24 protein-coding genes are annotated in these 21,662 nt (G+C 68.1%); 7 read left to right on the forward strand and 17 right to left on the reverse strand.

Going from position 1 to position 21,662, the window contains the following annotated elements:
- Entirely contained in the window at positions 1 to 1,080 is a 1,080-nt protein-coding gene (gene disA, locus AC1DY7_RS08655; protein ID WP_477493494.1) for a DNA integrity scanning diadenylate cyclase DisA, read from the forward strand.
- A gap of 1 nt (position 1,081) precedes the next feature.
- Here disA and AC1DY7_RS08660 read toward each other — a convergent pair whose 3' ends face one another.
- Together AC1DY7_RS08660 and AC1DY7_RS08665 are read right to left on the reverse strand one after the other, a co-directional pair.
- Entirely contained in the window at positions 1,082 to 1,891 is an 810-nt protein-coding gene (locus tag AC1DY7_RS08660; protein WP_477493269.1) for a hypothetical protein, read from the reverse strand.
- Between the two features lie 69 nt (positions 1,892 to 1,960).
- A complete protein-coding gene (locus tag AC1DY7_RS08665) occupies positions 1,961 to 2,581 on the reverse strand; it encodes a carbonic anhydrase (protein ID WP_477493270.1) in 621 nt (206 codons plus the stop codon).
- Here AC1DY7_RS08665 and AC1DY7_RS08670 point away from each other — a divergent pair.
- A complete protein-coding gene (locus AC1DY7_RS08670) occupies positions 2,580 to 3,509 on the forward strand; it encodes an HhH-GPD family protein (protein WP_477493271.1) in 930 nt (309 codons plus the stop codon). The two genes, AC1DY7_RS08665 and AC1DY7_RS08670, sit on opposite strands and share 2 nt — an antisense overlap.
- On the opposite strand, the gene AC1DY7_RS08675 is transcribed toward AC1DY7_RS08670, so the two are convergent.
- The gene (locus AC1DY7_RS08675; RefSeq protein WP_477493272.1) at positions 3,479 to 4,435 is read right to left on the reverse strand and encodes a GlxA family transcriptional regulator; all 957 of its coding nucleotides are present in this window, start codon (positions 4,433 to 4,435) and stop codon (positions 3,479 to 3,481) included. The two genes, AC1DY7_RS08670 and AC1DY7_RS08675, sit on opposite strands and share 31 nt — an antisense overlap.
- Before the next feature lie 72 nt (positions 4,436 to 4,507).
- Here AC1DY7_RS08675 and AC1DY7_RS08680 point away from each other — a divergent pair, with 72 nt between their 5' ends.
- The gene (locus AC1DY7_RS08680; protein ID WP_477493273.1) at positions 4,508 to 4,756 is read left to right on the forward strand and encodes a hypothetical protein; all 249 of its coding nucleotides are present in this window, start codon (positions 4,508 to 4,510) and stop codon (positions 4,754 to 4,756) included.
- On the opposite strand, the gene AC1DY7_RS08685 is transcribed toward AC1DY7_RS08680, so the two are convergent.
- On the reverse strand, positions 4,730 to 5,512 hold the full coding sequence (locus AC1DY7_RS08685; RefSeq protein ID WP_477493274.1) for an alpha/beta fold hydrolase: 783 nt from the start codon (positions 5,510 to 5,512) through the stop codon (positions 4,730 to 4,732). The genes AC1DY7_RS08680 and AC1DY7_RS08685 overlap by 27 nt on opposite strands.
- Positions 5,513 to 5,553: 41 nt before the next feature.
- Here AC1DY7_RS08685 and mhuD point away from each other — a divergent pair, with 41 nt between their 5' ends.
- Together mhuD and AC1DY7_RS08695 are read left to right on the forward strand one after the other, a co-directional pair.
- Positions 5,554 to 5,871 (forward strand): mycobilin-forming heme oxygenase MhuD, encoded by a 318-nt coding sequence (gene mhuD / locus AC1DY7_RS08690; RefSeq protein ID WP_477493275.1) that lies wholly within the window; start codon positions 5,554 to 5,556, stop codon positions 5,869 to 5,871.
- Positions 5,846 to 7,210, forward strand: a complete 1,365-nt coding sequence (locus tag AC1DY7_RS08695; protein ID WP_477493276.1) for a serine hydrolase — start codon at positions 5,846 to 5,848, stop codon at positions 7,208 to 7,210. Before mhuD ends, AC1DY7_RS08695 begins: the two co-directional genes overlap by 26 nt.
- Here AC1DY7_RS08695 and AC1DY7_RS08700 read toward each other — a convergent pair.
- Genes AC1DY7_RS08700 through AC1DY7_RS08710 form a run of 3 tightly spaced genes read right to left on the reverse strand, consistent with a single transcriptional unit; the run spans position 7,207 to position 8,801 of the window.
- Positions 7,207 to 7,758, reverse strand: coding sequence for a histidine phosphatase family protein (locus AC1DY7_RS08700; RefSeq protein WP_477493277.1), 552 nt, complete (start codon positions 7,756 to 7,758; stop codon positions 7,207 to 7,209). The genes AC1DY7_RS08695 and AC1DY7_RS08700 overlap by 4 nt on opposite strands.
- On the reverse strand, positions 7,755 to 8,561 hold the full coding sequence (locus AC1DY7_RS08705) for a CbtA family protein (RefSeq protein ID WP_477493278.1): 807 nt from the start codon (positions 8,559 to 8,561) through the stop codon (positions 7,755 to 7,757). Before AC1DY7_RS08705 ends, AC1DY7_RS08700 begins: the two co-directional genes overlap by 4 nt.
- A 24-nt stretch (positions 8,562 to 8,585) precedes the next feature.
- Positions 8,586 to 8,801 (reverse strand): CbtB domain-containing protein, encoded by a 216-nt coding sequence (locus AC1DY7_RS08710; protein ID WP_477493279.1) that lies wholly within the window; start codon positions 8,799 to 8,801, stop codon positions 8,586 to 8,588.
- 275 nt (positions 8,802 to 9,076) lie between these two features.
- Between AC1DY7_RS08710 and AC1DY7_RS08715 the strand changes: the two genes are divergently transcribed.
- A complete protein-coding gene (locus tag AC1DY7_RS08715) occupies positions 9,077 to 10,057 on the forward strand; it encodes an alpha/beta hydrolase (protein WP_477493280.1) in 981 nt (326 codons plus the stop codon).
- A gap of 57 nt (positions 10,058 to 10,114) precedes the next feature.
- Here the strand turns inward: AC1DY7_RS08715 and clpC1 are convergent, their stop codons facing one another.
- The 3 genes from clpC1 to lysS all read right to left on the reverse strand — a co-directional run bounded on the left by clpC1 (position 10,115) and on the right by lysS (position 14,909).
- Positions 10,115 to 12,637: an ATP-dependent protease ATP-binding subunit ClpC gene (clpC1, locus tag AC1DY7_RS08720; protein WP_477493281.1), complete on the reverse strand. Its 2,523-nt coding sequence runs from the start codon at positions 12,635 to 12,637 to the stop codon at positions 10,115 to 10,117.
- A gap of 301 nt (positions 12,638 to 12,938) precedes the next feature.
- Entirely contained in the window at positions 12,939 to 13,280 is a 342-nt protein-coding gene (gene lsr2, locus AC1DY7_RS08725) for a histone-like nucleoid-structuring protein Lsr2 (RefSeq protein WP_090354136.1), read from the reverse strand.
- A 108-nt stretch (positions 13,281 to 13,388) separates the two neighbouring features.
- On the reverse strand, positions 13,389 to 14,909 hold the full coding sequence (gene lysS / locus AC1DY7_RS08730) for a lysine--tRNA ligase (protein ID WP_477493282.1): 1,521 nt from the start codon (positions 14,907 to 14,909) through the stop codon (positions 13,389 to 13,391).
- 23 nt (positions 14,910 to 14,932) lie between these two features.
- Here lysS and AC1DY7_RS08735 point away from each other — a divergent pair, with 23 nt between their 5' ends.
- Complete coding sequence (locus AC1DY7_RS08735) at positions 14,933 to 16,141, forward strand: alanine racemase (protein WP_477493283.1); 1,209 nt, start codon at positions 14,933 to 14,935, stop codon at positions 16,139 to 16,141.
- Here AC1DY7_RS08735 and AC1DY7_RS08740 read toward each other — a convergent pair.
- From AC1DY7_RS08740 to folK, 7 genes are all read right to left on the reverse strand, one after another.
- Positions 16,138 to 16,944 (reverse strand): type III pantothenate kinase, encoded by an 807-nt coding sequence (locus AC1DY7_RS08740; protein ID WP_477493284.1) that lies wholly within the window; start codon positions 16,942 to 16,944, stop codon positions 16,138 to 16,140. The two genes, AC1DY7_RS08735 and AC1DY7_RS08740, sit on opposite strands and share 4 nt — an antisense overlap.
- A complete protein-coding gene (panD, locus tag AC1DY7_RS08745) occupies positions 16,944 to 17,351 on the reverse strand; it encodes an aspartate 1-decarboxylase (protein WP_477493285.1) in 408 nt (135 codons plus the stop codon). Before panD ends, AC1DY7_RS08740 begins: the two co-directional genes overlap by 1 nt.
- Positions 17,352 to 18,287 carry a pantoate--beta-alanine ligase gene (gene panC / locus AC1DY7_RS08750; protein WP_477493286.1) on the reverse strand — a complete coding sequence of 312 codons (936 nt, stop codon included), beginning with the start codon at positions 18,285 to 18,287 and terminating at the stop codon, positions 17,352 to 17,354.
- Positions 18,284 to 19,240, reverse strand: coding sequence for a Rossmann-like and DUF2520 domain-containing protein (locus AC1DY7_RS08755; RefSeq protein WP_477493287.1), 957 nt, complete (start codon positions 19,238 to 19,240; stop codon positions 18,284 to 18,286). Before AC1DY7_RS08755 ends, panC begins: the two co-directional genes overlap by 4 nt.
- A 79-nt stretch (positions 19,241 to 19,319) precedes the next feature.
- The gene (locus tag AC1DY7_RS08760; protein ID WP_477493288.1) at positions 19,320 to 20,594 is read right to left on the reverse strand and encodes a DUF6779 domain-containing protein; all 1,275 of its coding nucleotides are present in this window, start codon (positions 20,592 to 20,594) and stop codon (positions 19,320 to 19,322) included.
- 67 nt (positions 20,595 to 20,661) lie between these two features.
- The gene (locus AC1DY7_RS08765; RefSeq protein WP_477493289.1) at positions 20,662 to 21,135 is read right to left on the reverse strand and encodes a DUF3180 domain-containing protein; all 474 of its coding nucleotides are present in this window, start codon (positions 21,133 to 21,135) and stop codon (positions 20,662 to 20,664) included.
- On the reverse strand, positions 21,135 to 21,650 hold the full coding sequence (gene folK / locus AC1DY7_RS08770; protein ID WP_477493290.1) for a 2-amino-4-hydroxy-6-hydroxymethyldihydropteridine diphosphokinase: 516 nt from the start codon (positions 21,648 to 21,650) through the stop codon (positions 21,135 to 21,137). Before folK ends, AC1DY7_RS08765 begins: the two co-directional genes overlap by 1 nt.
- Between the last annotated feature and the right edge of the window lie 12 nt (positions 21,651 to 21,662).

Here is a 21,662-nt window from a genome sequence, read left to right on the forward strand (position 1 = left end):
GTGCATCTGGCGCGGCCGACGCTGCGCGAAACCCTGGGACGGCTGGCGCCCGGCACCGATCTGCGCGACGGCCTGGAGCGGATCCTGCGCGGCCGCACCGGCGCACTCATCCTGCTCGGATACGACGACAGCGTGGAAGCGATCTGCGACGGCGGATTCTCGCTCGATGTCCGCTATGCGCCGACGCGACTGCGCGAACTTTCCAAGATGGACGGCGCCGTGGTGCTGTCCAGTGACGGCACCCGCATCCTGCGCGCCAACGTCCAACTGGTCCCGGATCCGTCCATCCCCACCGAGGAGTCCGGCACCCGGCATCGCTCCGCGGAGCGCACCGCGGTGCAGACCGGCTACCCGGTGATCTCGGTCAGCCACTCGATGAGCATCGTGACGGTGTACGTCGCCGGCGAACGCCACGTCGTCCCCGACACCCCGACCATCCTGTCGCGCGCCAATCAGACCATCGCCACCCTGGAGCGCTACAAGTCGCGCCTCGACGAGGTGAACCGCCAGCTCTCGACGGCCGAGATCGAGGACTTCGTCACGCTGCGCGATGTGATGACGGTGGTCCAGCGCCTGGAGATGGTCCGCCGGATCAGCCTGGAGATCGACGCCGACGTCGTCGAACTCGGCACCGACGGCAGGCAGCTACAGCTCCAGCTGGAGGAGTTGGTCGGCGACAACGGCACCGCCCGGGAACTCATCGTGCGCGACTACCACGCCAATCCGGACCCGCCGAGTGCCGCCCAGGTGTCCGCGACCATGGAAGAACTCGACGCGCTCTCCGATAACGAGCTACTCGACTTCACCGCTCTGGCAAGGGTTTTCGGCTATCCGTCGACCGTCGAGGCACAGGACTCGGCGATGAGCTCACGCGGGTACCGTGCGATGGCCGGGATCCCACGGCTGCAGTTCGCCCATGTCGACCTGCTGGTCCGGTCCTTCGGATCACTGCAGGGCGTACTCGCGGCCAGCGCCAGCGACCTTCAGTCCGTCGACGGCATCGGCTCGATGTGGGCCCGCCACATCCGGGAGGGCCTGTCCGCGCTGGCCGAGTCGACCATCGCCGACCAGCTGGCCTGAGTTATCCCGGCGGGGCCGGTGCGGGTGCTTGATCGCCTGCGGGCGCGGGCTCGGCCGGGGGCGCCGCCGGATCGGCCGGCGGGGCCGCCGGGTCGGCGGGCCTCGACTCGGCCAGGATGAACGGCACCGGCGCCGAACGCAGATTCCCCAGCTGCACCAGCAGGTTGTAGGTGCCCGGGCCGATCGGTTCGCGCGGCAGCGGGCAGTTCGCGGCGGAGCCCATTCCGGTCCAGGTGACCTCGGTGGTCACCTGCTCACCCGGGTTGAAGGTCTTCACCAGGGTTTCGTTGGACGGGGCGCAGTCCAGGTTGGACCACAGCCGCTTGTTGTCCAGCGAATAGACGTAGGCGGAGAGCACCGCTGCGCCCACATCGCGCTTGCAGGCCACCAGTCCGATGTTGGTCACGACCATGGTGAACTTCGGCTGGTCGCCCATCACGTAATCCGGCGCGCTGGTGATGCCCTTGACCGCCAGGGTCGAATCCGGGCAGTCGTCGCCCTCTTTGAGGACGGGCGGTGGCGCGACTGCCGCGGTAGGCGTCGGCGTCTGCGGCGGGGCCTGCTCGGCGGGCACGACCGGCGTCTTCACCCCCGGCGTCTCACCGGGCAGGGGCGGGATCGCCTGGGCGTCGCCCGTGGCTGCGGTCTTGTCCGCGGTCGGCGTTCCTGAGCTGGTGCTGTTTGCCACCACGATCGCCACGATGCCGATGACCACGGCGAGCACGACGACCCCGATACCGATCGCCGCGATCCTGCGCCGCCGGTAGATCTGGTCCGGCGTGGGGCCACCCTGGGGTTCTACATCTAGCACGAACTCAACGGTAAGCCGGGGTCACGTTCTGCTGTCCGAGGCGACCCGGCGTGTCGGTCTCAGGCTTTCTCAGGCTTCGCCGATATCGCCCAGGTGATCACGCAGCACCACCCGGCCGTCGGACAGGTGATAGGTGAGGCCGACGATTGCCAGGGTGCCCGCATTCACCCGCTCGGCGATGGCGGTGGAACGTGCCATCAACTGCGCGCCGGTCTCGGTGACATGTCGCGCCTCGAACTCGTCCACCCTGGTCAGTCCGTCGCGCCGGCCCAGCAGGATCGACGGAATGACGCGCTCGACGATGTCGCGGATGTAGCCGCCGGGGACCACACCCTCGTCCAGCGCAGACAGCGTGGCCTTCACCGCACCGCAACTGTCGTGGCCCAGCACCGCGATCAGCGGGACGTTGAGCACCGCGACCGCGTACTCGATGGACCCCAGCACCGCCGAGTCGATCACATGGCCTGCGGTGCGGACGACGAACATGTCGCCGAGGCCCTGATCGAAGATGAGCTCCGCGGCCACCCGGCTGTCCCCGCAGCCGAACACCACGGCGGTCGGCTTCTGCGCGGCGGCCAGGCTCTCGCGGTGCTCGATGCCCTGGCTGGGATGCTCGGGCTCACCAGCGACGAAGCGCTCGTTACCCTCTTTGAGTGCCTTCCATGCGGATATCGGGTTCGAGTTCGGCATGACCGACATTGTGCCCGAGCCACTGCAGGCCATCGACCCGGGCGAGCTGATCACCTGGTTCGACCACGCCGAGCGGGACCTGCCGTGGCGCCGGCCGGGCGTGACGGCGTGGCAGATCCTGGTCAGCGAATTCATGTTGCAGCAGACGCCGGTGTCGCGGGTTCAGCCGATCTGGCTGGACTGGATCGCGCGCTGGCCGACTCCGTCGGCCACGGCGGCCGCGGGCCCGGCCGATGTGCTGCGGGCCTGGGGCAAGCTGGGTTATCCGCGCCGGGCCAAGCGCCTGCACGAGTGCGCGTCGACCATCGCCGACGAGCACGGCGACGTGGTGCCCGATGATGTGGAGACGCTGTTGACGCTTCCCGGCGTGGGCGCCTACACCGCAAGGGCGGTGGCGTGTTTCGCGTACGGCAAGCGGGTACCGGTGGTCGACACCAATGTCCGCCGGGTGCTGTCGCGGGCCGTGCACGGGCGGGACGAGGCGCCGGCCCGCGCCCGCGACCTCGACGACGTGGCAGCCCTGCTGCCCGCAGAAGATGGCCCGGCCCAACGCTTTTCGGCCGCGCTGATGGAGCTGGGCGCCATCGTCTGCACGGCCAGGAACCCCAAATGCGGACTGTGCCCGCTGAGCGTCTGCGGGTGGCGCGCCGCCGGGTACCCCGCCGCGCAGACCCCCGCCCGCAAGGTGCAGAAATACGCGGGCACCGACCGCCAGGTCCGGGGCCGGCTTCTCGACGTGTTGCGGGCCAGCACCCGGCCGGTCACCCGGGCCGAGTTGGACGTCGTATGGCTGTCCGACACCGCACAACGTGACCGAGCGCTGGATTCGCTGCTGGTCGACGGGTTGGTGGAGCAGACGGACGCGGGACTGTTCGCCCTGGCCGGCGAGGGCGAGAGTCAGGAAGCGGTCGCGAAGCTGCGCCGGTAGTCCGACGGCGTGACACCGATGACGCGGCGGAAGTGGTGGCGCAGCAGCGTCGCCGTGCCGAAACCCGACCGATCGGCGACGCGGTCGATGTCCAGGTCGGTCTCCTCCAGCAGTCGCCGGGCGAAGAGCACGCGCTGATCGGTGACCCACTGCATCGGGGTGGTGCCGGTCTCCTCGACGAAGCGACGGGCGAACGTGCGTGCCGACATGCTGGCGCGGGCCGCTAGGGTGCCGACGGTGTGCGGCTGCTTGAGGTTGGCGAGGATCCAATCCAGTTGCGGAGCAAAGCCTTCCGAACATCGGATCGGGATCGGCTGGTCGATGTACTGACGCTGGCCGCCGTCACGCTGAGGCGGTACCACCATCCGGCGCGCGATCGTGTTGGTGACCTCGCTGCCCATCTCGCGCCGGACCAGGTGCAGGCAGGCGTCGATGCCTGCGGCCGTGCCCGCGCTGGTGATCAGGTTGCCGTCGTCGACGAAGAGCACGTTGCGGTCCACCCGCGCGGTGGGATACTTCCGCGCTAGTTCGTCGGCATGCATCCAGTGCGTCGTGCACGGCCGTCCGTCGAGCAGGCCTGCCGCGCCGACGACGAAGGCGCCGGAGCACACCGTCAGGATGATCGAGCCGGCCGCCTCTGCCGCGCGCAGGGCCTCCAACGCCTCTTCGGGGTAGGCGCCGTACTGGGTGCTGACGGCGGGGACCGCGACCAGGTCGGCGCCGACGAGGGCCGAGAAGTCGTGATCGGGGGTGATCTGGGCACCCACCGAGGTGCGCAGCGGTTGACCAGCAACCGGCCCACAAATCTTGAAGTCGAAGTTGGGGACGCCGTCGGCGGACCGGTCGATACCGAAGACCTCGCAGATCACGCCGAACTCAAAAACCGCCAGCCCGTCCAGCACCATCGCCGATACGCTTTTAATCATGGCAGCATCTTATCCAACTGGGGCAGTGCTGCCACTGTTCGGCGGGATATTGCTTCGCGAAGAATTACTGCCATGACCATCGCCCTCGCCATCCTCATCCTGTTGGCCCCGTTCGCCCTCGCCATCGCGCTCGGCTGGGTGGCCAACCGTTCCCACACCCTGCGTCTGCATCTCGATCAGTTCCGGGTCCCCGCCTCGGCGTGGGACAGAATCATCGACCCCGACGCCAACCGCATGCAGCACGACCTGGACGCAGTCCGCACCCGCTTCGAGCAGTCGCCCGCGTGGCCGTCCTCAGGCGTGCTGGGCGAACGTCGTTAAGAACGACTCCACTGCGGCGCGGTATTCCTGTGGTGCGTCGTCGTGGATCAGATGACCGGCACCGGGCACCCGCAGGTAGCTCGCCCGATGGCCGGTCTGGGCCATCCGTTGCATCTGACCCGGCGGGGCGACGGTGCCCTCGGCCTCCAGCAGCAGAACCGGCACCCGGACAGCGCGCCACTGCTCCCAGTAGTCGCGGGTGCCCCACTGGGCTGCGATCTCGATCCACCGCGCGGTGTGGCCGTGCAAGCGCCAGCCCGTCGCCGTCCGGTCGAAGGCATCGAGGAAGTACTGACCGGCCACCGGACCGAACTCGTTGCAGACCTGCTCTCTGGAGGTGAACTCGACCGGCAGGGCGTGCAGCCACGGCTCCCACGCTCCGGTGGTCTGCCCCCTGAAGTCCGGCGCCATGTCCTCCACCACCACCGCGGTCACCAGATCCGGGCGCTCGGCGGCCAGACACCACGAGTGCAGCCCACCCATCGAGTGCCCGATCAGCGTCGCCGGCCTGCCGAGTTCGGCCACCGCGTCGGCCAGGTCCGCCACGAACCGTTCGGTGCTCACCGGGTGCGGGTCGTCGACATCGCGACCCCGGTGCCACGGGGCGTCGTAGCTGTACACCGGCCCCAGCCGGGTCAGCCACGGCAGCTGGCGAGACCAGGTGCTGCCGCGCCCCATCAGACCGTGCACCAGTACCAACGGCTCCCCTGTCCCATCGGCCGGGCCGCCCCTGGGAGTCAGAAGTGCGGTGCGCATGCCGTCATCTTGCCGCGTGGGCACCGAGGTAGCCTGAGCGCATGCCCGTCGTGAAGATCAACGCCATCGAGGTCCCGCCCGACGCCGGCCCGGAGTTGGAGAAGCGGTTCGCGCACCGCGCGCACGCCGTGGACAACCAGCCCGGCTTTCTCGGCTTCCAGCTGCTGCGCCCGGTCAAGGGCGAGAACCGCTACTTCGTGGTGACGCAGTGGGAGTCGGACGAGGCATTCCAGGCATGGGCCAACGGCCCCGCCGTCGAAGCCCATGCCGGCCAGCAGAAGAATCCGGTGGCCACCGGCGCGTCTCTTTTGGAGTTCGAGGTTGTGTTGGACGTTGCGGGGACCGGCACCCAGGCCTGACGGTGCCGGGGCGGCACGCCGATTCGCAGCGCTGATCGGCACCCTCGTCCTCGCCACCGCGACGCTCAACGGCTGCGCCCCCGCCGGTACGCCGCCCGCCAACGCGGGTGACGCCATGATCAACACCAACACCCCACCGGGTGTGCGGGCCAAGCAGTTGATGGACATGCTCAACTCGAACTGGCCGATCGGTCCGGTGGGCGTGAAAACACTTGCCGTGCCTGCTCAGGTCGACGACATCGGCACCACGATGGACATGATGTGGTACGACCGGCCCTACACGCTGGCCGGCGTCGACATCGGTGCCGGAGCCGCCACGCTGCACGTGGTGACGTCCTACGGTGCGCGCCAGGACATCGAACTGCGCACCGACGACACCAGCTTCCTGGTCGACCGGATGACCGTCACCAATCAACCTCTGGCCCTGCACAATTGGGCCGATGTCGATGCCGTGCTGGCCAAGACCGGCGCACGCTACGCCTACCAACTGTCCAAGGTCGACGACGGCAAGTGCGTGAAGGTGGCCGGCACCAACACCACCGAATCCCTGCCGCTGGCATCGATATTCAAGTTGTACGTGCTCTACGCGGTGGCCGACGCCGTGAAGGCGGGCACCGTGCGCTGGGATGACCAGTTGACCATCACCGCCGAAGCCAAGAAGCTCGGCTCGTCGGGCTTCGACAAACTGCCGCCGGGCGCGCAGATCTCGGTGCGCGACGCGGCCGGCAAGATGATCGCCACCAGCGACAACATGGCCACCGATCTGCTGATCGGGCGGCTGGGCCCGGGTGCGGTGGAACGCGCCCTGGCCGAGGCCGGGCATCACGATCCGGCGAGCATGACCCCGTTCCCGACCATGCACGAGATCTTCTCGATCGGCTGGGGCGAACCCGACCTGCGCGCGCAGTGGCAGCACGCCGATTCCGCGGGCCGCGCGAAACTGTTGCAGCAGACCAGTGCCGCGCCCTACGAACCGGATCCCCAGCGGACCCATTCCCCCGCGTCGGCGTACGGCGCCGAATGGTATGCCAGCGCGGAGGACATCTGCCGGGTGCACGCCGCCCTGCAGTCCGCGGCCGTCGGGGCCGCCGCACCCATCCGCGACATCATGTCCTACATCCCGGGCATCGATCTGGACCGCGACCAGTGGCCGTACATCGGCGCCAAGGCAGGCAACCTGCCCGGTGAACTCACCTTCAGCTGGTACGCCGTGGACCGCGCCGGTCAGGCCTGGGTGCTGAGCCTGCAGACCAATTGGCCCCGCTTCTACAGCGTGCGTACCGCGGGCTGGCTGATGACCGTCATCAAGCAGATGTGGGCGCTGGCGCACCAGAGCTAGGGTTGCGACCGCACGGTCCAGGCGTGCCCACGGAAATGCATGACGGTACGGCTCACCGGGGCGATATCGATGCGCCAGAACGACTTCGGGGGCGCGTCGAGCGCGTTGAGGATCGCCGCCCTGATGACGGCGGGATGCGTGACGGCGACCACCCGGGCGTGGGTGGCGGTCAGCGTGTCCAGCCAGGTCCGCACCCGCGCGATCAGTTCGACGACCGATTCGCCGCCGTGTGGTGCGCGGGCGGGGTCGGTGAGCCACACGGCGAGATCGGCCGGATCGACCCCACTGAGCACATCACCGCGCCACCGGCCGCAATCCAGGTCGGCGAGCGCCGATTCGGTGCCGGCCCGCAATCCCAGAAGCTCGGCAGTGCGCACCGCCCGTTGTTCCGGGCCGCTCAGCGCGAGATCGACCGGGCCGAGTTCGATGGCGGCATCGACCTGACGCTGCCCGCGGGCATTCAGCGGCTCGTCGGTGGGGAATCGTCCGGCTGCCATGGCATCGGTCATGGCGTGTGACACCAGGGTCAGCCGGACGACCTCACTCACGGGGAGAGAACTGCCCCTTGGACAGCATCGCGCTTACCCTCGAGCAGCCGCGACGCCAGTGCGCCGAACACCAACCCGATGGTCGCCCACATGACCACCTGCGTACCGAGCGAATACAGCCGGAACTCGTAGAGGTCGTCGGCAGAGAAGCCAGGGAAGATGATCGTGCCCGCGGCGTCGGTCACCGGCCCGGGAATCTCGTCGATCGTCGGCAGGATGAGGAACACGACCGCCATCGAGACGATGTAGTCGGCGGCTCCGATCAGCGTGGCGTTCCAGGCTCCGAACCTGGGTGCCAGCCGCCGGCCGAGCAACACCGATCCGACGAACAGACCGGCCGACAACACGACCATCAAGAGGTAGAGCAGCGTGCGCTGTTTGATCGTCTCGTCCAGGCTGGTCGCCGGCGGACTCGGCGGGTACTTCAGCGCGGGCACCACCCACACCGACAGCAGCATCCCACCGGCGATCAGTGCCGACAACGCACGGGCGGACAGATTGCCCACCCGGCCGTAGGTCAGGCAGAAGACGACCGCGAGCAGGGCACCCATGGCCAGCCCGAAGGCCAGCACGCCGAAGCCCATGCCGATATTCGACTGGATGCCGCGGGTGAACAGTTCGACACCGTGTTCGTGGCCGCCGTGCGAATGGCCCTCCACCGACTCGCGGGCGGCTCCGACACCGTCTTCGAAGTCGATGGCCCGGCCGATCACCGGTTCGATGAAGATCTTTGCGAAGAGAAAGGCGAACACGCCTGCCAGGGCGCCGGCCAGCAGGCCACGCCCGATGATGTGTTTTTCCATCGGTTTATCCTGTGTTGCCCTGAATCAGTGGCAGGGGAAGCCGAGCAGGTGCCGGGCGTCGTGCACGAACTCGTGCACATAGGTGTTGCTGCCGAACACCGAGGTGGCACCCTGGTCCATACCGACGAAGTACAGCACCAGCAGAGCCAGGAAAGCCGTCGCCGACAGCCACACCACCGCGCTCACGGCGGAGAGATCGATCGCGGGGACCCGTGTCTTGGGGGCCTCTGCAGAAGTCATGTCCAGTCCTTTCGGGATGTTGCGTCCCAGCTTCAAGGCAAAAACGGAGTCGGGTCTGACTTTCACAGTGGCGCGACCGTTCTGGATTTGCACCAGATTCCTCGTCCGTCGATTACAACATGCATGGTAGGCGCCATGCCCGGGTTCGGTGCACCCGGTACGGGAATTGCCGTGCACATCGGCACCCACCTGGTTGTTTGACCAAGCAAAGACCTGCCCCGCCACACCGAAACTGGGTGTTGCCTATGAATTAGAGCAACCACATAATTCTCCCCGTGACCCAACTCATACGTCGTGTCCGCACGTGTGCCATCGCACTTCTGGTCGTGCTGCCCTTCATCGCAGCGCCCACCGCGGCCGCCGACGCGCCGCGCATCACCGACATCCAGCATGTCAACGACCGCTGGGACAAGGTCTCGGTGTTCTCGCCCGCCATGAACAAGGTCGTCGTCAACGACGTGTTCAAAGCGCGGTCCTCGGGGGCGCCGACGTTCTACCTGCTGCCCGGCATCGACGGCGGTGACAATCTGGATCCCGGCGGCAACTTCGCTCCCGGTGCCAAGTCCTGGTTCGGCATGACCGACATCGCGGGCTTCTTCGGCAACAAGAACGTGAACGTGGTGTCCCCGTTGGGCGGCCAGTTCAGTTGGTGGACCAACTGGGTCAACGATGCCGACAAGCAGTATCAGACCTACATGACTTCCGAGCTGCCGCCGTTGATCAACAAGCAGTACAACACCAACGGCCGCAACGCCGTCGGCGGACTGTCCAGCACCGGCGGCACAGCCGTCGACTACGCCGTGCAGGCTCCCGGTCTGTTCCGCGCGGTCGCCTCCTACAGCGGCATGCTCAACCCGTCGGCCGATCCCGGGCAGGTGGGCATGACGATGATGGGCGGCGGCCTGAGCGCCGACAACATGTGGGGACCCGGCGGCGGACCGCTGTGGATCCAGCACGACCCGACACGCAACGTCGGCGCACTGAAGGGCACCGCCATCTATGTCGCCGCGTCCGGATCGGGCAATGTCGGCTCGGTGGACCGGCTGCCGGAAGGCTTCGGCCCGAATTTCACCGGCGGTCTGATCGAGCGCATCGTGGCAGACAGCACCAGGGCTTTCGCCGATGCCGCGGGTGCGGCCGGCGTGCCGGTCACCTACGTCGTGCGTCCCGACGGATCCCACACCTGGGGTCTGTTCGAGTCCGAGATGCAGGAATCCTGGAACACCACCGTCGGCCCCGCCTTGGGCGTCCGCTGAGTCGCCGCACGAGAATGGCCCCCCGCTCTCGCGGGGGGCCATTCTTTTCGAGCTCGGTTATTCGGCTGCCGTGGCGGCCAGGTCGGCCTCGGCCGGCCCCGTCTCCTTCGGGCGGCCGACGAACGTGAACTTCGCGTTCTCGCCCTGGCCTTCGCCGTCCCAGCCTTCGACGTCGACGGTGACGATCTGACCCGGCCCGACCTCGTCGAACAGGATCTTCTCGCTCAGCGCATCCTCGATCTCACGCTGGATGGTGCGACGCAGCGGGCGCGCACCGAGCACCGGGTCGAAGCCACGCTTGGCCAGCAGCGCCTTCGCCTGATCGGTGAGCTCCATGGCCATGTCCTTGGCCTTGAGCTGCTTGCCGACCCGGCCGATCATCAGTTCCACCATCTGGACGATCTCGTCCTGGGTGAGCTGGTGGAACACGATGATGTCGTCGATCCGGTTCAGGAACTCCGGGCGGAAGTGCTTCTTGAGCTCGTCGTTGACCTTGAGCTTCATCCGCTCGTAGTTGTTCTCACCGCCACCGGAGGTGAAGCCCAGACCCACCGCCTTGGAGATGTCGGAGGTTCCCAGGTTCGAGGTGAAGATCAGCACGGTGTTCTTGAAGTCGACCGTGCGGCCCTGACCGTCGGTGAGACGGCCGTCTTCGAGCACCTGCAGCAGGGTGTTGTAGATCTCCTGGTGCGCCTTCTCGATCTCGTCGAACAGCACCACGGAGAACGGCTTGCGGCGCACCTTCTCGGTGAGCTGGCCGCCTTCTTCGTAGCCGACGTAGCCGGGAGGGGCACCGAACAGCCGCGACGCGGTGAAGCGGTCGTGGAACTCGCCCATGTCGATCTGGATGAGCGCGTCGTCGTCACCGAAGAGGAACTCGGCCAGCGCCTTGGACAGCTCCGTCTTACCGACACCGGACGGGCCGGCGAAGATGAACGAGCCCGACGGGCGCTTCGGGTCCTTCAGGCCGGCGCGGGTACGCCGGATCGCCTTGGAGACGGCCCTGACGGCGTCTTCCTGGCCGATGATCCGCTTGTGCAGCTCGTCTTCCATGCGCAGCAGACGGGTGGTCTCGGCCTCGGTCAGCTTGAACACCGGGATGCCGGTCCAGTTGCCGAGCACCTCGGCGATCTGCTCGTCGTCGACCTCCGCGACCACGTCGAGATCACCTGAGCGCCACTGCTTTTCACGCTCGGCACGCTGAGCGACGAGCTGCTTCTCCGAGTCGCGCAGCCGGGCTGCCTTCTCGAAGTCCTGCGCGTCGATCGCCGATTCCTTCTCCCGGCGCGCGTCGGCGATCTTCTCGTCGAACTCACGCAGGTCCGGCGGCGCGGTCATCCGGCGGATACGCATCCGCGCGCCCGCCTCGTCGATCAGGTCGATCGCCTTGTCCGGCAGGAACCGGTCGTTGATGTAGCGGTCGGCCAGCGTCGCCGCGGCGACGAGTGCGCCGTCGGTGATGGAGACGCGGTGGTGCGCCTCGTAGCGGTCGCGCAGACCCTTGAGGATCTCGATGGTGTGTTCGACCGTCGGCTCGCCCACTTGCACCGGCTGGAACCGGCGCTCCAGGGCGGCGTCCTTCTCGATGTACTTGCGGTACTCGTCGAGGGTGGTGGCACCGATGGTCTGCAGCTCGCCACGGGCCAGCTTCGGCTTGAGGATCGACGCGGCGTCGATGGCACCCTCGGCGGCACCCGCGCCGACGAGCGTGTGCAGCTCGTCGATGAACAGGATGATGTCGCCGCGGGTGTTGATCTCCTTGAGCACCTTCTTCAGGCGCTCCTCGAAGTCACCGCGGTAACGGCTGCCTGCGACCAGCGAGCCCAGGTCGAGCGTGTAGAGCTGCTTGTCCTTCAGCGTCTCGGGGACCTCGCCGTGCACGATGGCCTGGGCCAGACCCTCGACGACGGCGGTCTTACCGACGCCGGGCTCACCGATCAGCACCGGGTTGTTCTTGGTGCGGCGGCTCAGCACCTGCATGACCCGCTCGATTTCCTTCTCGCGGCCGATGACGGGGTCGAGCTTGCCCTCCATGGCGGCGGCGGTCAGGTTGCGGCCGAACTGGTCGAGGACCAGCGAGGTCGACGGGTTACCCGACTCACCTCCGCGGCCTCCGGTACCGGCCTCGGCGGCTTCCTTGCCCTGGTAGCCGCTCAGCAGCTGGATGACCTGCTGGCGCACCCGGGTCAGCTCGGCGCCCAGCTTCACCAGCACCTGAGCGGCAACGCCTTCACCCTCACGGATCAGGCCGAGCAGAATGTGCTCGGTGCCGATGTAGTTGTGGCCCAGTTGCAGCGCCTCGCGCAGGGACAGCTCGAGCACCTTCTTGGCGCGCGGGGTGAAGGGAATATGTCCCGACGGGGCCTGCTGGCCCTGGCCGATGATCTCTTCGACCTGGCTGCGCACACCCTCCAGCGAGATGCCGAGAGATTCCAGGGACTTGGCTGCGACGCCTTCACCCTCGTGGATGAGGCCCAGCAGGATGTGCTCGGTGCCGATGTAGTTGTGGTTGAGCATCCGGGCTTCTTCTTGCGCCAGGACGACGACCCTGCGGGCACGGTCGGTAAATCTCTCGAACATCGGTGCTTACCTGCTCTTCCTGCTAAGGCCTTCTCACGAGACGCGGCTTGAGCTACCACCCACACGTCGCTTGCCGTCCACTCTAATGGGCCGTTGCGACGGGTGCGTGGCCTTGGTTGCGCTTCCAGAGAACCTCGACGCACCGGAAACCCAACCTGCACGCCCTGTACGACTGCGTGTTCTTGTGTAAACGCGCACGGAGTACCCGGTGTTACCCGGCCGGAGCGGGATTCCGCTTCGCCGTTAGCGAAAGGCCGTCCGACGGGATCTGCGGGCGTTATGACCTATTGGCAATCGCCGCCTATGTTGCTGCGTGGAAGGCGTCGATCACCTCGGCCGGGATGCGGCCGCGGGTCGACACATTGTGTCCGTTGCGGCGCGCCCATTCCCGAATGGCGGCGCTCTGCTCCCGGTCGATCGCGGCGCGACCTCGGCCGGACCCCGCGGAACGGCCGCGGCGGCGGCCACCGACGCGACGGCCGGCCTCCACCCACTGCTTGAGATCGTTGCGAAGCTTCGCGGCGTTCTTCGAGGAAAGGTCGATCTCGTAACTCACCCCGTCGATGGCGAATTCGACGGTCTCATCTGCCGCCGCTTCTCCGTCGAAATCATCGACAAGCGTGACAGTTACTTTCTTCGCCATTAGCTCACACTGACCCTTCGGTGGCTGTTGTTGTTCGATCCCGTCCCCAACGCAATATTTGCATAGGATCGGAATCCGAACAACAACTCACGCACCGCGTCGGAGCAGTTATCCCTGCCGGCGCACAATCGGGAACAAAACGGTCTCCCGAATCGACAGTCCCGTCAATGCCATCAGCAACCGGTCGATTCCCATTCCGGTGCCCGTGGTGGGCGGCATCGCATACTCCAATGCGGCAAGAAAGTCCTCGTCCAAGCGCATTGCCTCGTCATCGCCCGCGGCGGCAGCACGAGCCTGGTCTTCGAATCGCTCCCGCTGAATCACCGGGTCGATCAGTTCGGAGTAACCCGTCGCCAATTCGAATTTACGGATGTAGAGATCCCATTTCTCGGTCACTCCCGGAATACTGCGGTGTGCCCGCGTCAGCGGGGTGGTCTCCACAGGAAAGTCCCGCACGAACGTCGGCGCCCACAGGTGGTCTCCGACGGCGTGCTCCCACAGTTCCTCGATCAGCTTGCCGTGCCCGTATCCGCGATCGGTGGGAATCTCCAGACCTAGCCGATCGGCAATGGCCCACAAGTGCTCGACGGTCGTTTCCGGCGTGATCTCTTCACCCAGCGCCTCGGACAGCGACGGATACATTTGCAGCGTCTGCCATTCGCCGTCGAGGTCATAGGTACTGCCATCAGGCAATGGCACCAGCCGCGTGCCGATCGCCTCGTCGGCGACTTCCTGAATGATTTCGCGAGTCACCCGCGCAGAATCGTCGTAGGTGCCGTAGGCCTGATATGTCTCCAGCATCGCGAATTCCGGCGAATGGGTGGAATCCGCACCTTCGTTGCGGAAGTTGCGATTCAACTCGAAGACCTTCTCGAAACCACCCACGAGGCACCGTTTGAGGAACAACTCCGGGGCGATGCGCAGATACAGATCGGCGTCCAGCGCATTCGAGTGCGTCACGAACGGCCGGGCCGCCGCACCGCCGGCCAGGGTCTGCAACATCGGCGTCTCGACCTCGAGGAAGTCGCGGCGCTCCAGGGCAGACCGCACCGCTCGCACCACCGCGACACGCTGCCGGGCGATGGTTCGGGCCTCCGGCCGGACGATCAGGTCGACATAACGCTGCCGGACCCTGGTCTCCTCGCTCATTTCCTTGTGCGCCACCGGCAGCGGCCGCAACGCCTTCGACACGATTTGCCAGGAATCGGCGAGCACAGACAGTTCGCCACGGCGGGAACTGATCACCTGACCGTGCACGAACACGATGTCGCCCAGGTCGACGTCGGCCTTCCACGCGTCCAGCGATTCCTGGCCTACCTCGGCCAGGCTGATCATGGCCTGCAGCTGGGTGCCGTCGCCGTCCTGGAGGGTGGCGAAGCAGAGCTTCCCCGAGTTACGGGCGAACACCACCCGCGCGGCGACCCCGACCACGTCACCGGTCTGGGTGTCCACCTCAAGGTCGGGATAGGCCGCGCGCAACTCCGTCAGGGAGTGGGTGCGCGCCACCTCCACCGGGTACGGGTCGCGACCGTCGGCGAGCAGGCGCGCGCGCTTGGCCTGACGGATCCGGTACTGCTCCGGAAGGTCATCGGACTCGGTCGCGTCAGGGCGAGGCGCATCAGAACTCACGACGTGCCAGCTTAAATGAATTCGTGAGCCCGTCGTCGCACCCTGCCACCGAGGCCCTCCACCGGGAACGGCTGGACTGGCGTTTCAAGGGCATTCCGGTGGCCTGGCAGGACGTCACCGCCGCCGAGGTGCTGGCGGAAGCACCGCGTCTGTTCGACGCCGGGCCCACCGGGCCGGTCTGTGTGCTGCGGGACACCGCGCTGCGGCACAACGTCGACGTCATGGCGGCGTGGTGCCGGGACCGCGGTGTGCTGTTGGCCCCGCACGGCAAGACCCACATGTCACCCCAGCTGTTCTCCCGGCAGGCCGCCGCAGGCGCCTGCGCGGTGACGGTGGCCACCATCAGCCAGGCCCGGGTGTATCGGGCGTTCGGGGTGGCGGCCATCATTCTGGCCAACGAACTGGTCGACGCGCCCGGGCTGCGCTGGCTGGGCGCCGAGCTCGACGCCGACCCCGCCTTCAGCGCGGTGTGCTGGGTGGATTCGGTGCGCGGCGTGCGGCTGATGACCGACGCACTCTCCGGTGCCCACAGGCAGGTGGACGTCTGCGTCGAGGTCGGCATGCCGGGCGGCCGGACCGGCTGCCGCACCCCGGCCGAGGTGGACGAAGTGGCCCGCGCCGCGGCGGCGTCACCGCGGCTGCGGTTGGTCGGGGTGGCCGGTTACGAGGCCTCCCGCTCTCAGGACGTGAGCGTGGAGGCTGTCACGCAGGTGCGGGCCTACCTGGCCGGGATGCGGGCCACCGTGGCGCGGCTGGGGGCCCTGTTCCAGACGGACGAGGTGATCCTGACCGCGGGCGGCAGCACCTACCCCGATGTGGTCGCCGACGAACTGGCCGGGGCGGCGCCGCGGGTGCTGCTGCGCAGCGGCTGCTATCTGACACACGACGACGGGCTGTACGCCGCGACGTCACCGCTGGCGCTGCGACCGGCCCTGCAGGTGTGGGCGCCGGTGGTGTCCCGGCCGGAGTCCGGCCTCGCGCTGGTCACCATGGGCCGGCGAGACGTGTCGTTCGACGCCGGCATGCCGGTCCCCCTGCACCTTCCGGGGGCGACGGTCACCAAACTCAACGACCAGCACGCGTTCCTGGCGCCGGCCGGGCACGCGGCCGACGTCGGCGACTGGCTGGCGTTCGGGGTCTCGCACCCGTGCACGACGTTCGACAAATGGCCGTTGATCCCGGTGCTCGACGACGAGGACCGGGTGGTGGACCTGGTCCGGACGTTCTTCTAGGTCGCCCGGCGCGCCCGGATGTCCCGGTTGCGTTCGTAGACCAGCCGCAGGCCGTCCAGGGTCAGGTTCGGTTCGTAGTGCTCCACGGTGCGCAGGTCCGGCAGTACCAGTGGCGCGGAGTGTCCCGTCGCCACCACCGCGACGTCGCTGCCCCCGAATCCTTCGACATCGGAACGGACCCGGCTCACCAGTCCGTCGACCAGCCCGGCGAACCCGAACACGGCGCCGGCCTGCATGCACTCCACGGTGTTCTTGCCGATCACCGATCGCGGCCGGGTCAGCTCCACGCGGCGCAGTGCGGCCGAGCGGGCGGCGGCGGCATCCGAGGACACCTGCACGCCGGGGGCGATGGCACCGCCGAGGAACTCCCCCTTGGCCGACACCACGTCGACACAGATCGACGAACCGAAGTCGACCACGATCGCCGCGGAGCCGTACTTCTGAAAGGTGGCCAGGCAGTTGACGATACGGTCGGCCCCGACCTCCTTGGGGTTGTCGACCAGCAGCGGGATCCCGGTGCGCACACCGGGTTCGATCAGCACGTGCGGGACCGCGGGCCAGTACTGCTCGAGCATGAGCCGTATCTCATGCAGCACCGAGGGCACCGTGGACAGAGCGGTGGCACCGGTCAACTGCTCGGTGGCATCGCCGATCAGCCCGTCGATGGTGAGCGCCAGTTCGTCTGCGGTGACTTCGGATTCGGTCCTGATCCGCCAGGTCTGCGTCACCTTGGCGTGGTCACCGGAGCCGGACATCAACCCGACCACCGTGTGGGTGTTGCGGACGTCGATCGCGAGCAGCATCAGCGCGGCGACAGCAGGCCGGAGGCGTCGGCCGGCACGTAGGCGGGATCGCAGCCCAGATCGATCTGGCGATTGTCGGCGTCGACGAACACGATCCGGGGCTGGTACTCCCGGGACTGCGCATCCTCCATGGCGCCGTAGGCGATCAGGATCACCAGATCGCCGGGATGCACCAGATGCGCTGCCGCGCCGTTGATCCCGATCACACCGCTGCCCCGCGCACCGGTGATGGCGTAGGTCACCAACCGGTTGCCGTTGTCGATGTCGACGATGGTCACCTGCTCGCCTTCGAGCAGATCGGCGGCCTCCATCAGATCCTCGTCGATGGTCACCGACCCGACATAGTGCAAGTCGGCCTGCGTCACCGTGGCGCGATGGATCTTGGACTTGAGCATGGTGCGCAACATTCAGTTCCTCCAGGGCAATTCGTGTTCGTCGTACTCGACGTCGGGGCCGGGTCCCGATGGCGCACCGATGTCGATGGCGATGTTGTCCAGCAACCGGGTACCGCCGAGCCGGCCCGCCACCAGCATCCGGGCCCGGCCACGCTCCGGGGCAGGACCCAGCCAGACGTCGCGCACCTCGAGATACTCGACCTCGATGGCAGGCACCTCGTCGAGCACGGCGCGCGCGGCGTCCAGCGCCGACTCGACACCCTCACCCGCACCGTACATTCCGGCCAACAGTGCCGCCGACAACGCACTGGCCTGTTCGCGGTCACCGGCACCGAGATACCGGTTGCGTGACGACATGGCCAGCCCGTCCGCCTCACGCACGATCGGCACCCCGGTGATGCGGGTGCCGAGGTTGAGATCGTCGGCCATCTGCCGGATCAGTACCAGCTGCTGATAGTCCTTCTCGCCGAAATACGCACGGTCGGGCGAAACGATCTGCAGCAGTTTCATGACCACCGTCAGCATGCCGGCGAAATGTGTTGGCCGCGAAGCGCCTTCGAGCTCCGATCCGAGCGGTCCCGGGTGCACCGAGGTGCGTGGTCCGGCGGGATACATCTCGGCGGCACTCGGGGTGAACACCACGTCGACGCCCTCGCCGCGCAGCGCCTCGAGGTCGGCGTCCAATGTGCGCGGGTAGGCGTCGAGGTCCTCGCCGGCACCGAACTGCAACGGGTTCACGAAGATCGACACCACCACCACCGAGCCCGGCACCTGCTTGGCCGTCCGGACCAGGCTCAGATGTCCCTCGTGCAGCGCCCCCATGGTGGGTACCAGCGTCACCCGTCGCCCGGTGGTCCGCAGCGCCCGGCTGAGGTCGGCCACGTCGGCGGGGCGGGTGTAGACGTTGAGTTCACCCGCCGTGAAACGCGGCGGTTTGGGCGCTGTCACTGCTGATCGTCCTTCGTGAGCACGTCGAACACATCCTTCGGTGCGTGCGACCGCTGGGCGGTGCGCAGTGAGTTGGCCCGATAAGCTTGTGCCAGTTCGGGATCGGTCTCCAAGAGCGAGAGCAGGTGGCCGGCCACCGCGGCCGCGTCACCCCGGGCCACCGGTCCGGTGAGGGCCGACTGCCCACGCTGCAGCGCGTTGTCCAACGATGCCCGCGCCAGGGGACCGACGATCCGTTCGGCCAGCCCTCCGGGTGCGTCGCCGACCAGTTCCTGACCGAGCAACTCCTGACCGCGCAACGCATTGCGCAGTGCGGCAAGGGAGTCCAGAACCACGGTGACGAGGTGATTGCTGGCGTGCGCCAACGACGCGTGATACAGCGTGCGGGCGTCCTCGCGCACCCGGAAGGGTTCGCCGCCGATCTCCAGCACCAGCGCCTGCGCGACGGCATACCCGATCTCGTCGGCCGCGGTGACACCGAAGCAGGTGTCGGGCAACCGGGCGATGTCCTCGTCGGATCCGGTGAACGTCATCGCCGGGTGGATGGCCAGCGGGATGCAACCCTGTTCGGTCAGTGGCGCCAACACCGCGACACCGTTGGCGCCCGACGTATGGGCGACGATGGTGCCCGGCCGGACCGATTCGGTGGCGGCCAAGCCCGAGACCACCGTCGCCAGTTCCGAGTCCGGGACGGCGAGCAGCAGCAGTTCGGCGCGGGCCGCGACATCATGGACGGGCACCACCGCGGTGTCGGGCAACCGCCGGGCCGCCCGGTCCAGGGACGCCTGCGATATGGCGCTGCACGCGACCACGACGTGGCCGGCCCGCTCGAGTGCCACGCCGAGCGCCGACCCGACCCGGCCGGCGGACACCACCCCGACCGTCAGCCGCGCCGGGCGCAGCCCATCGGGGCGATCCCATGCGGGCTCCGACGCCGAAGGGGACTGCACCATCGCAGTGACCTCGCAAATGTCTCAGAAATTTCGTTCCGGTCCTGCTCTGCAGGTACCGGACGGTCGCCAAGAGCGTAGCTCACTCCTCGCGGCGGCGACGCCGCCCACCTTCGGTACTACCCGTCTGCAACCGCGACAGCAGCTCCGACACGGGCTGACCACCCGCGTGCTGGCCGACCGGCTCCTCGGGCGCCTCCTGCTCGGGTGGCTGGGGGTCGTCGGCGCTACGGTGCCGGGCCGAGCGCCGTGGCTCCGGCGGGGCCGGCGGCGGCGGTGACGTGGCCAGCGTGGGCGCCGGGGCGGGGTCGGCCGGTGCGGGCTGACGCGCGGCCCACGGCGGGACCTCGGGGTCGGTTCCGGAATGCCGGCCGCGACGGGTCTGCACCGGCGGCGGGGTCATCGCGGGCCCGGGATGGACGGGTGCCGCCGGCGGCGGCGCGACAGGCTGCGGCGTGACAGGCGGCGGCGTGACAGGAGGCGGGGTCGGGGCGGGCTGGACGGGCGGGGCCACCCAGTTGCTGCCCGGGGCACCGGCCGGGATGAAGACGCCCTCGGCGGGCACCGGTTGCCAGTCGGCCGCCGGCTGACGTGGCGCCGGCGGCGGGGGTGGCGGCGGGCTCCACGCCGGCTGGGGTTGGCTCGGAGGCGGAGGCGGGGGCGGCACCGGCGTGGGCTGAATCGGGGGCTGCCACACCGACTCTCGCGCGGGTGCGGGCTGCTCTGCCTCGCCCGCCCTGCGGTGTGCACCGCCGACGGGTTGCGACTGGCCCCATTGATACTCCGGCACAGGGGGTTCGACGGGCACGTCGATGATCGGGCTTTCCTCGGTGCGCGGATCCGTCTCCCGGCGGTGCTCGACGTCGATGCGGCTGGCGATGACCCGCCCGGCCGGGCGATCGGTCTCCAGAGCGGGCCGCTGATCGAGATCGGTGTCGAACAGGATCTCCAGATTGTTGCGCAGGGCCGCCAACTCGGCTCGCAGCGCGGCCACCTCGTCGGCGGCCTGGGCGCGCAACTCGGCGGCCAGTTCCCGGCGCAGCTGGGACTCCACCGCGAGCTCGTACTCCCGGCGAGCCGAGATCTCCCGATCCAGCTGAAGGTCGTAGACGAGTTTGAGATCACGCACCTTGGCCTGATCGACATCGCTCTGCCTGCGGTAGATCACTGAGACGAAAGCGGCGACCACCGCGGCCCACAACGCCAGCACGACTGCGAGTTTGAGCAACTCGACCCGATTGGTGAACACCAGCACCGAGCTGGCGACGATGGCCAGCACCAGCAACACCGACAGCAGGATCCATCCCGGCCTGCGGGAAACGCGCCGAGCGCGCATGCCGCGGGACGGATCGGTCATGGGCTGACTGTACCGGTCACAGTTCACATCGCGTGTCGACCCATGCGGCGATTCGGCGGCGATTCGACTACTCCGGGGCCGCGTCCCACGGCTCCTCAGGGTCGTCCGGGGACTTGCAGCAATGCTCCAACCACAACGCCGCGACCACCAGCGCCAGCGCGCACAGCGCGGCGACCCCGGCACCCGGGATGTCCTCGTGCGGGATCCGGACTCCCCAGCGCGGCACCAGATAACCCAGAACGCCCAGCCACCAGCCGAACACCAGCGCACCCAGCCAGGCGGACGCTTTCGCGATCACCACCGAACGGGCCACGGCGAGCGGGTGCAGTCTTCCGCCGCCCACCCCGATCAGTCCATCGCGGATCCGGGCCCGCACCACGTACGCCCAGCCGGCTTCCGCACCGGCCATCGCGAGCAAGGACACCCCGGTCCACAACGTGATCGGAGGGAACCACCGGTACAGCCAGACCACCAACAGGTATCCGATGATGGCCGCCGCCACCGCGGCGTACAGCAGATCGCGCCGCCGGGTCGGGCCCATCAGGCGCTCAGCACCAGGTCGGTGGGCCGGACCCCGGCACGTTCTTCTGGGTCCAGTCCGTCGAGCAGGTCGGCCAGCGGGCGGTCGATCCCCGACACCCACAGCCGGGCCGCCGGGTCCGCGGCCAGCCATGGAATCAGCACGAATGCGCGCTGATGGGCGTACGGGTGCGGCAGCGTGAGCTCGGGATCCGTACTGCGCACCTGGGCCTGCCCGTCCCGGCAGGTGATCACGTCGACATCGAGGGTGCGTGGGCCCCAGTGGATTTCGCGTACCCGACCGGACGCAGTCTCCAGGTCCTGCCCGCGCCGCAGCCAGTCGATCGGGGCGGCGCCGGCGTCTTCGGCAATGACCACCGCGTTGAGGAACGGGCCCTGCTCGACCCCACCCCAGGCGTCGGTCTCATACACCGGGGACACCGCGGCCACGGCCGTGCCCAGACCGTCGACCACCGACTGCAGATGCGCGAGCCGATCCCCCAGGTTGGATCCGATGGACAGCACGGCGCGGGTCACTGCCGCTCCCGC

It is taken from the genome of Mycobacterium sp. P2_H7 (genome assembly GCF_056403275.1).

Excerpts from the sequence above, each read along its gene's own strand:
- AC1DY7_RS08710 (WP_477493279.1), bottom strand. The coding sequence starts at position 8,801 with ATGACTTCTGCAGAGGCCCCCAAGACACGGGTCCCCGCGATCGATCTC.
- AC1DY7_RS08755 (WP_477493287.1), bottom strand. The coding sequence starts at position 19,240 with ATGGTGCAGTCCCCTTCGGCGTCGGAGCCCGCATGGGATCGCCCCGAT.
- AC1DY7_RS08685 (WP_477493274.1), bottom strand. The coding sequence starts at position 5,512 with ATGCGCACCGCACTTCTGACTCCCAGGGGCGGCCCGGCCGATGGGACA.
- AC1DY7_RS08680 (WP_477493273.1), top strand. The coding sequence starts at position 4,508 with ATGACCATCGCCCTCGCCATCCTCATCCTGTTGGCCCCGTTCGCCCTC.
- mhuD (WP_477493275.1), top strand. The coding sequence starts at position 5,554 with ATGCCCGTCGTGAAGATCAACGCCATCGAGGTCCCGCCCGACGCCGGC.
- AC1DY7_RS08675 (WP_477493272.1), bottom strand. The coding sequence starts at position 4,435 with ATGATTAAAAGCGTATCGGCGATGGTGCTGGACGGGCTGGCGGTTTTT.
- clpC1 (WP_477493281.1), bottom strand. The coding sequence starts at position 12,637 with ATGTTCGAGAGATTTACCGACCGTGCCCGCAGGGTCGTCGTCCTGGCG.
- AC1DY7_RS08705 (WP_477493278.1), bottom strand. The coding sequence starts at position 8,561 with ATGGAAAAACACATCATCGGGCGTGGCCTGCTGGCCGGCGCCCTGGCA.
- lsr2 (WP_090354136.1), bottom strand. The coding sequence starts at position 13,280 with ATGGCGAAGAAAGTAACTGTCACGCTTGTCGATGATTTCGACGGAGAA.
- AC1DY7_RS08670 (WP_477493271.1), top strand. The coding sequence starts at position 2,580 with ATGACCGACATTGTGCCCGAGCCACTGCAGGCCATCGACCCGGGCGAG.
- panD (WP_477493285.1), bottom strand. The coding sequence starts at position 17,351 with ATGTTGCGCACCATGCTCAAGTCCAAGATCCATCGCGCCACGGTGACG.
- AC1DY7_RS08665 (WP_477493270.1), bottom strand. The coding sequence starts at position 2,581 with ATGCCGAACTCGAACCCGATATCCGCATGGAAGGCACTCAAAGAGGGT.
- AC1DY7_RS08760 (WP_477493288.1), bottom strand. The coding sequence starts at position 20,594 with ATGACCGATCCGTCCCGCGGCATGCGCGCTCGGCGCGTTTCCCGCAGG.
- AC1DY7_RS08740 (WP_477493284.1), bottom strand. The coding sequence starts at position 16,944 with ATGCTGCTCGCGATCGACGTCCGCAACACCCACACGGTGGTCGGGTTG.
- AC1DY7_RS08765 (WP_477493289.1), bottom strand. The coding sequence starts at position 21,135 with ATGGGCCCGACCCGGCGGCGCGATCTGCTGTACGCCGCGGTGGCGGCG.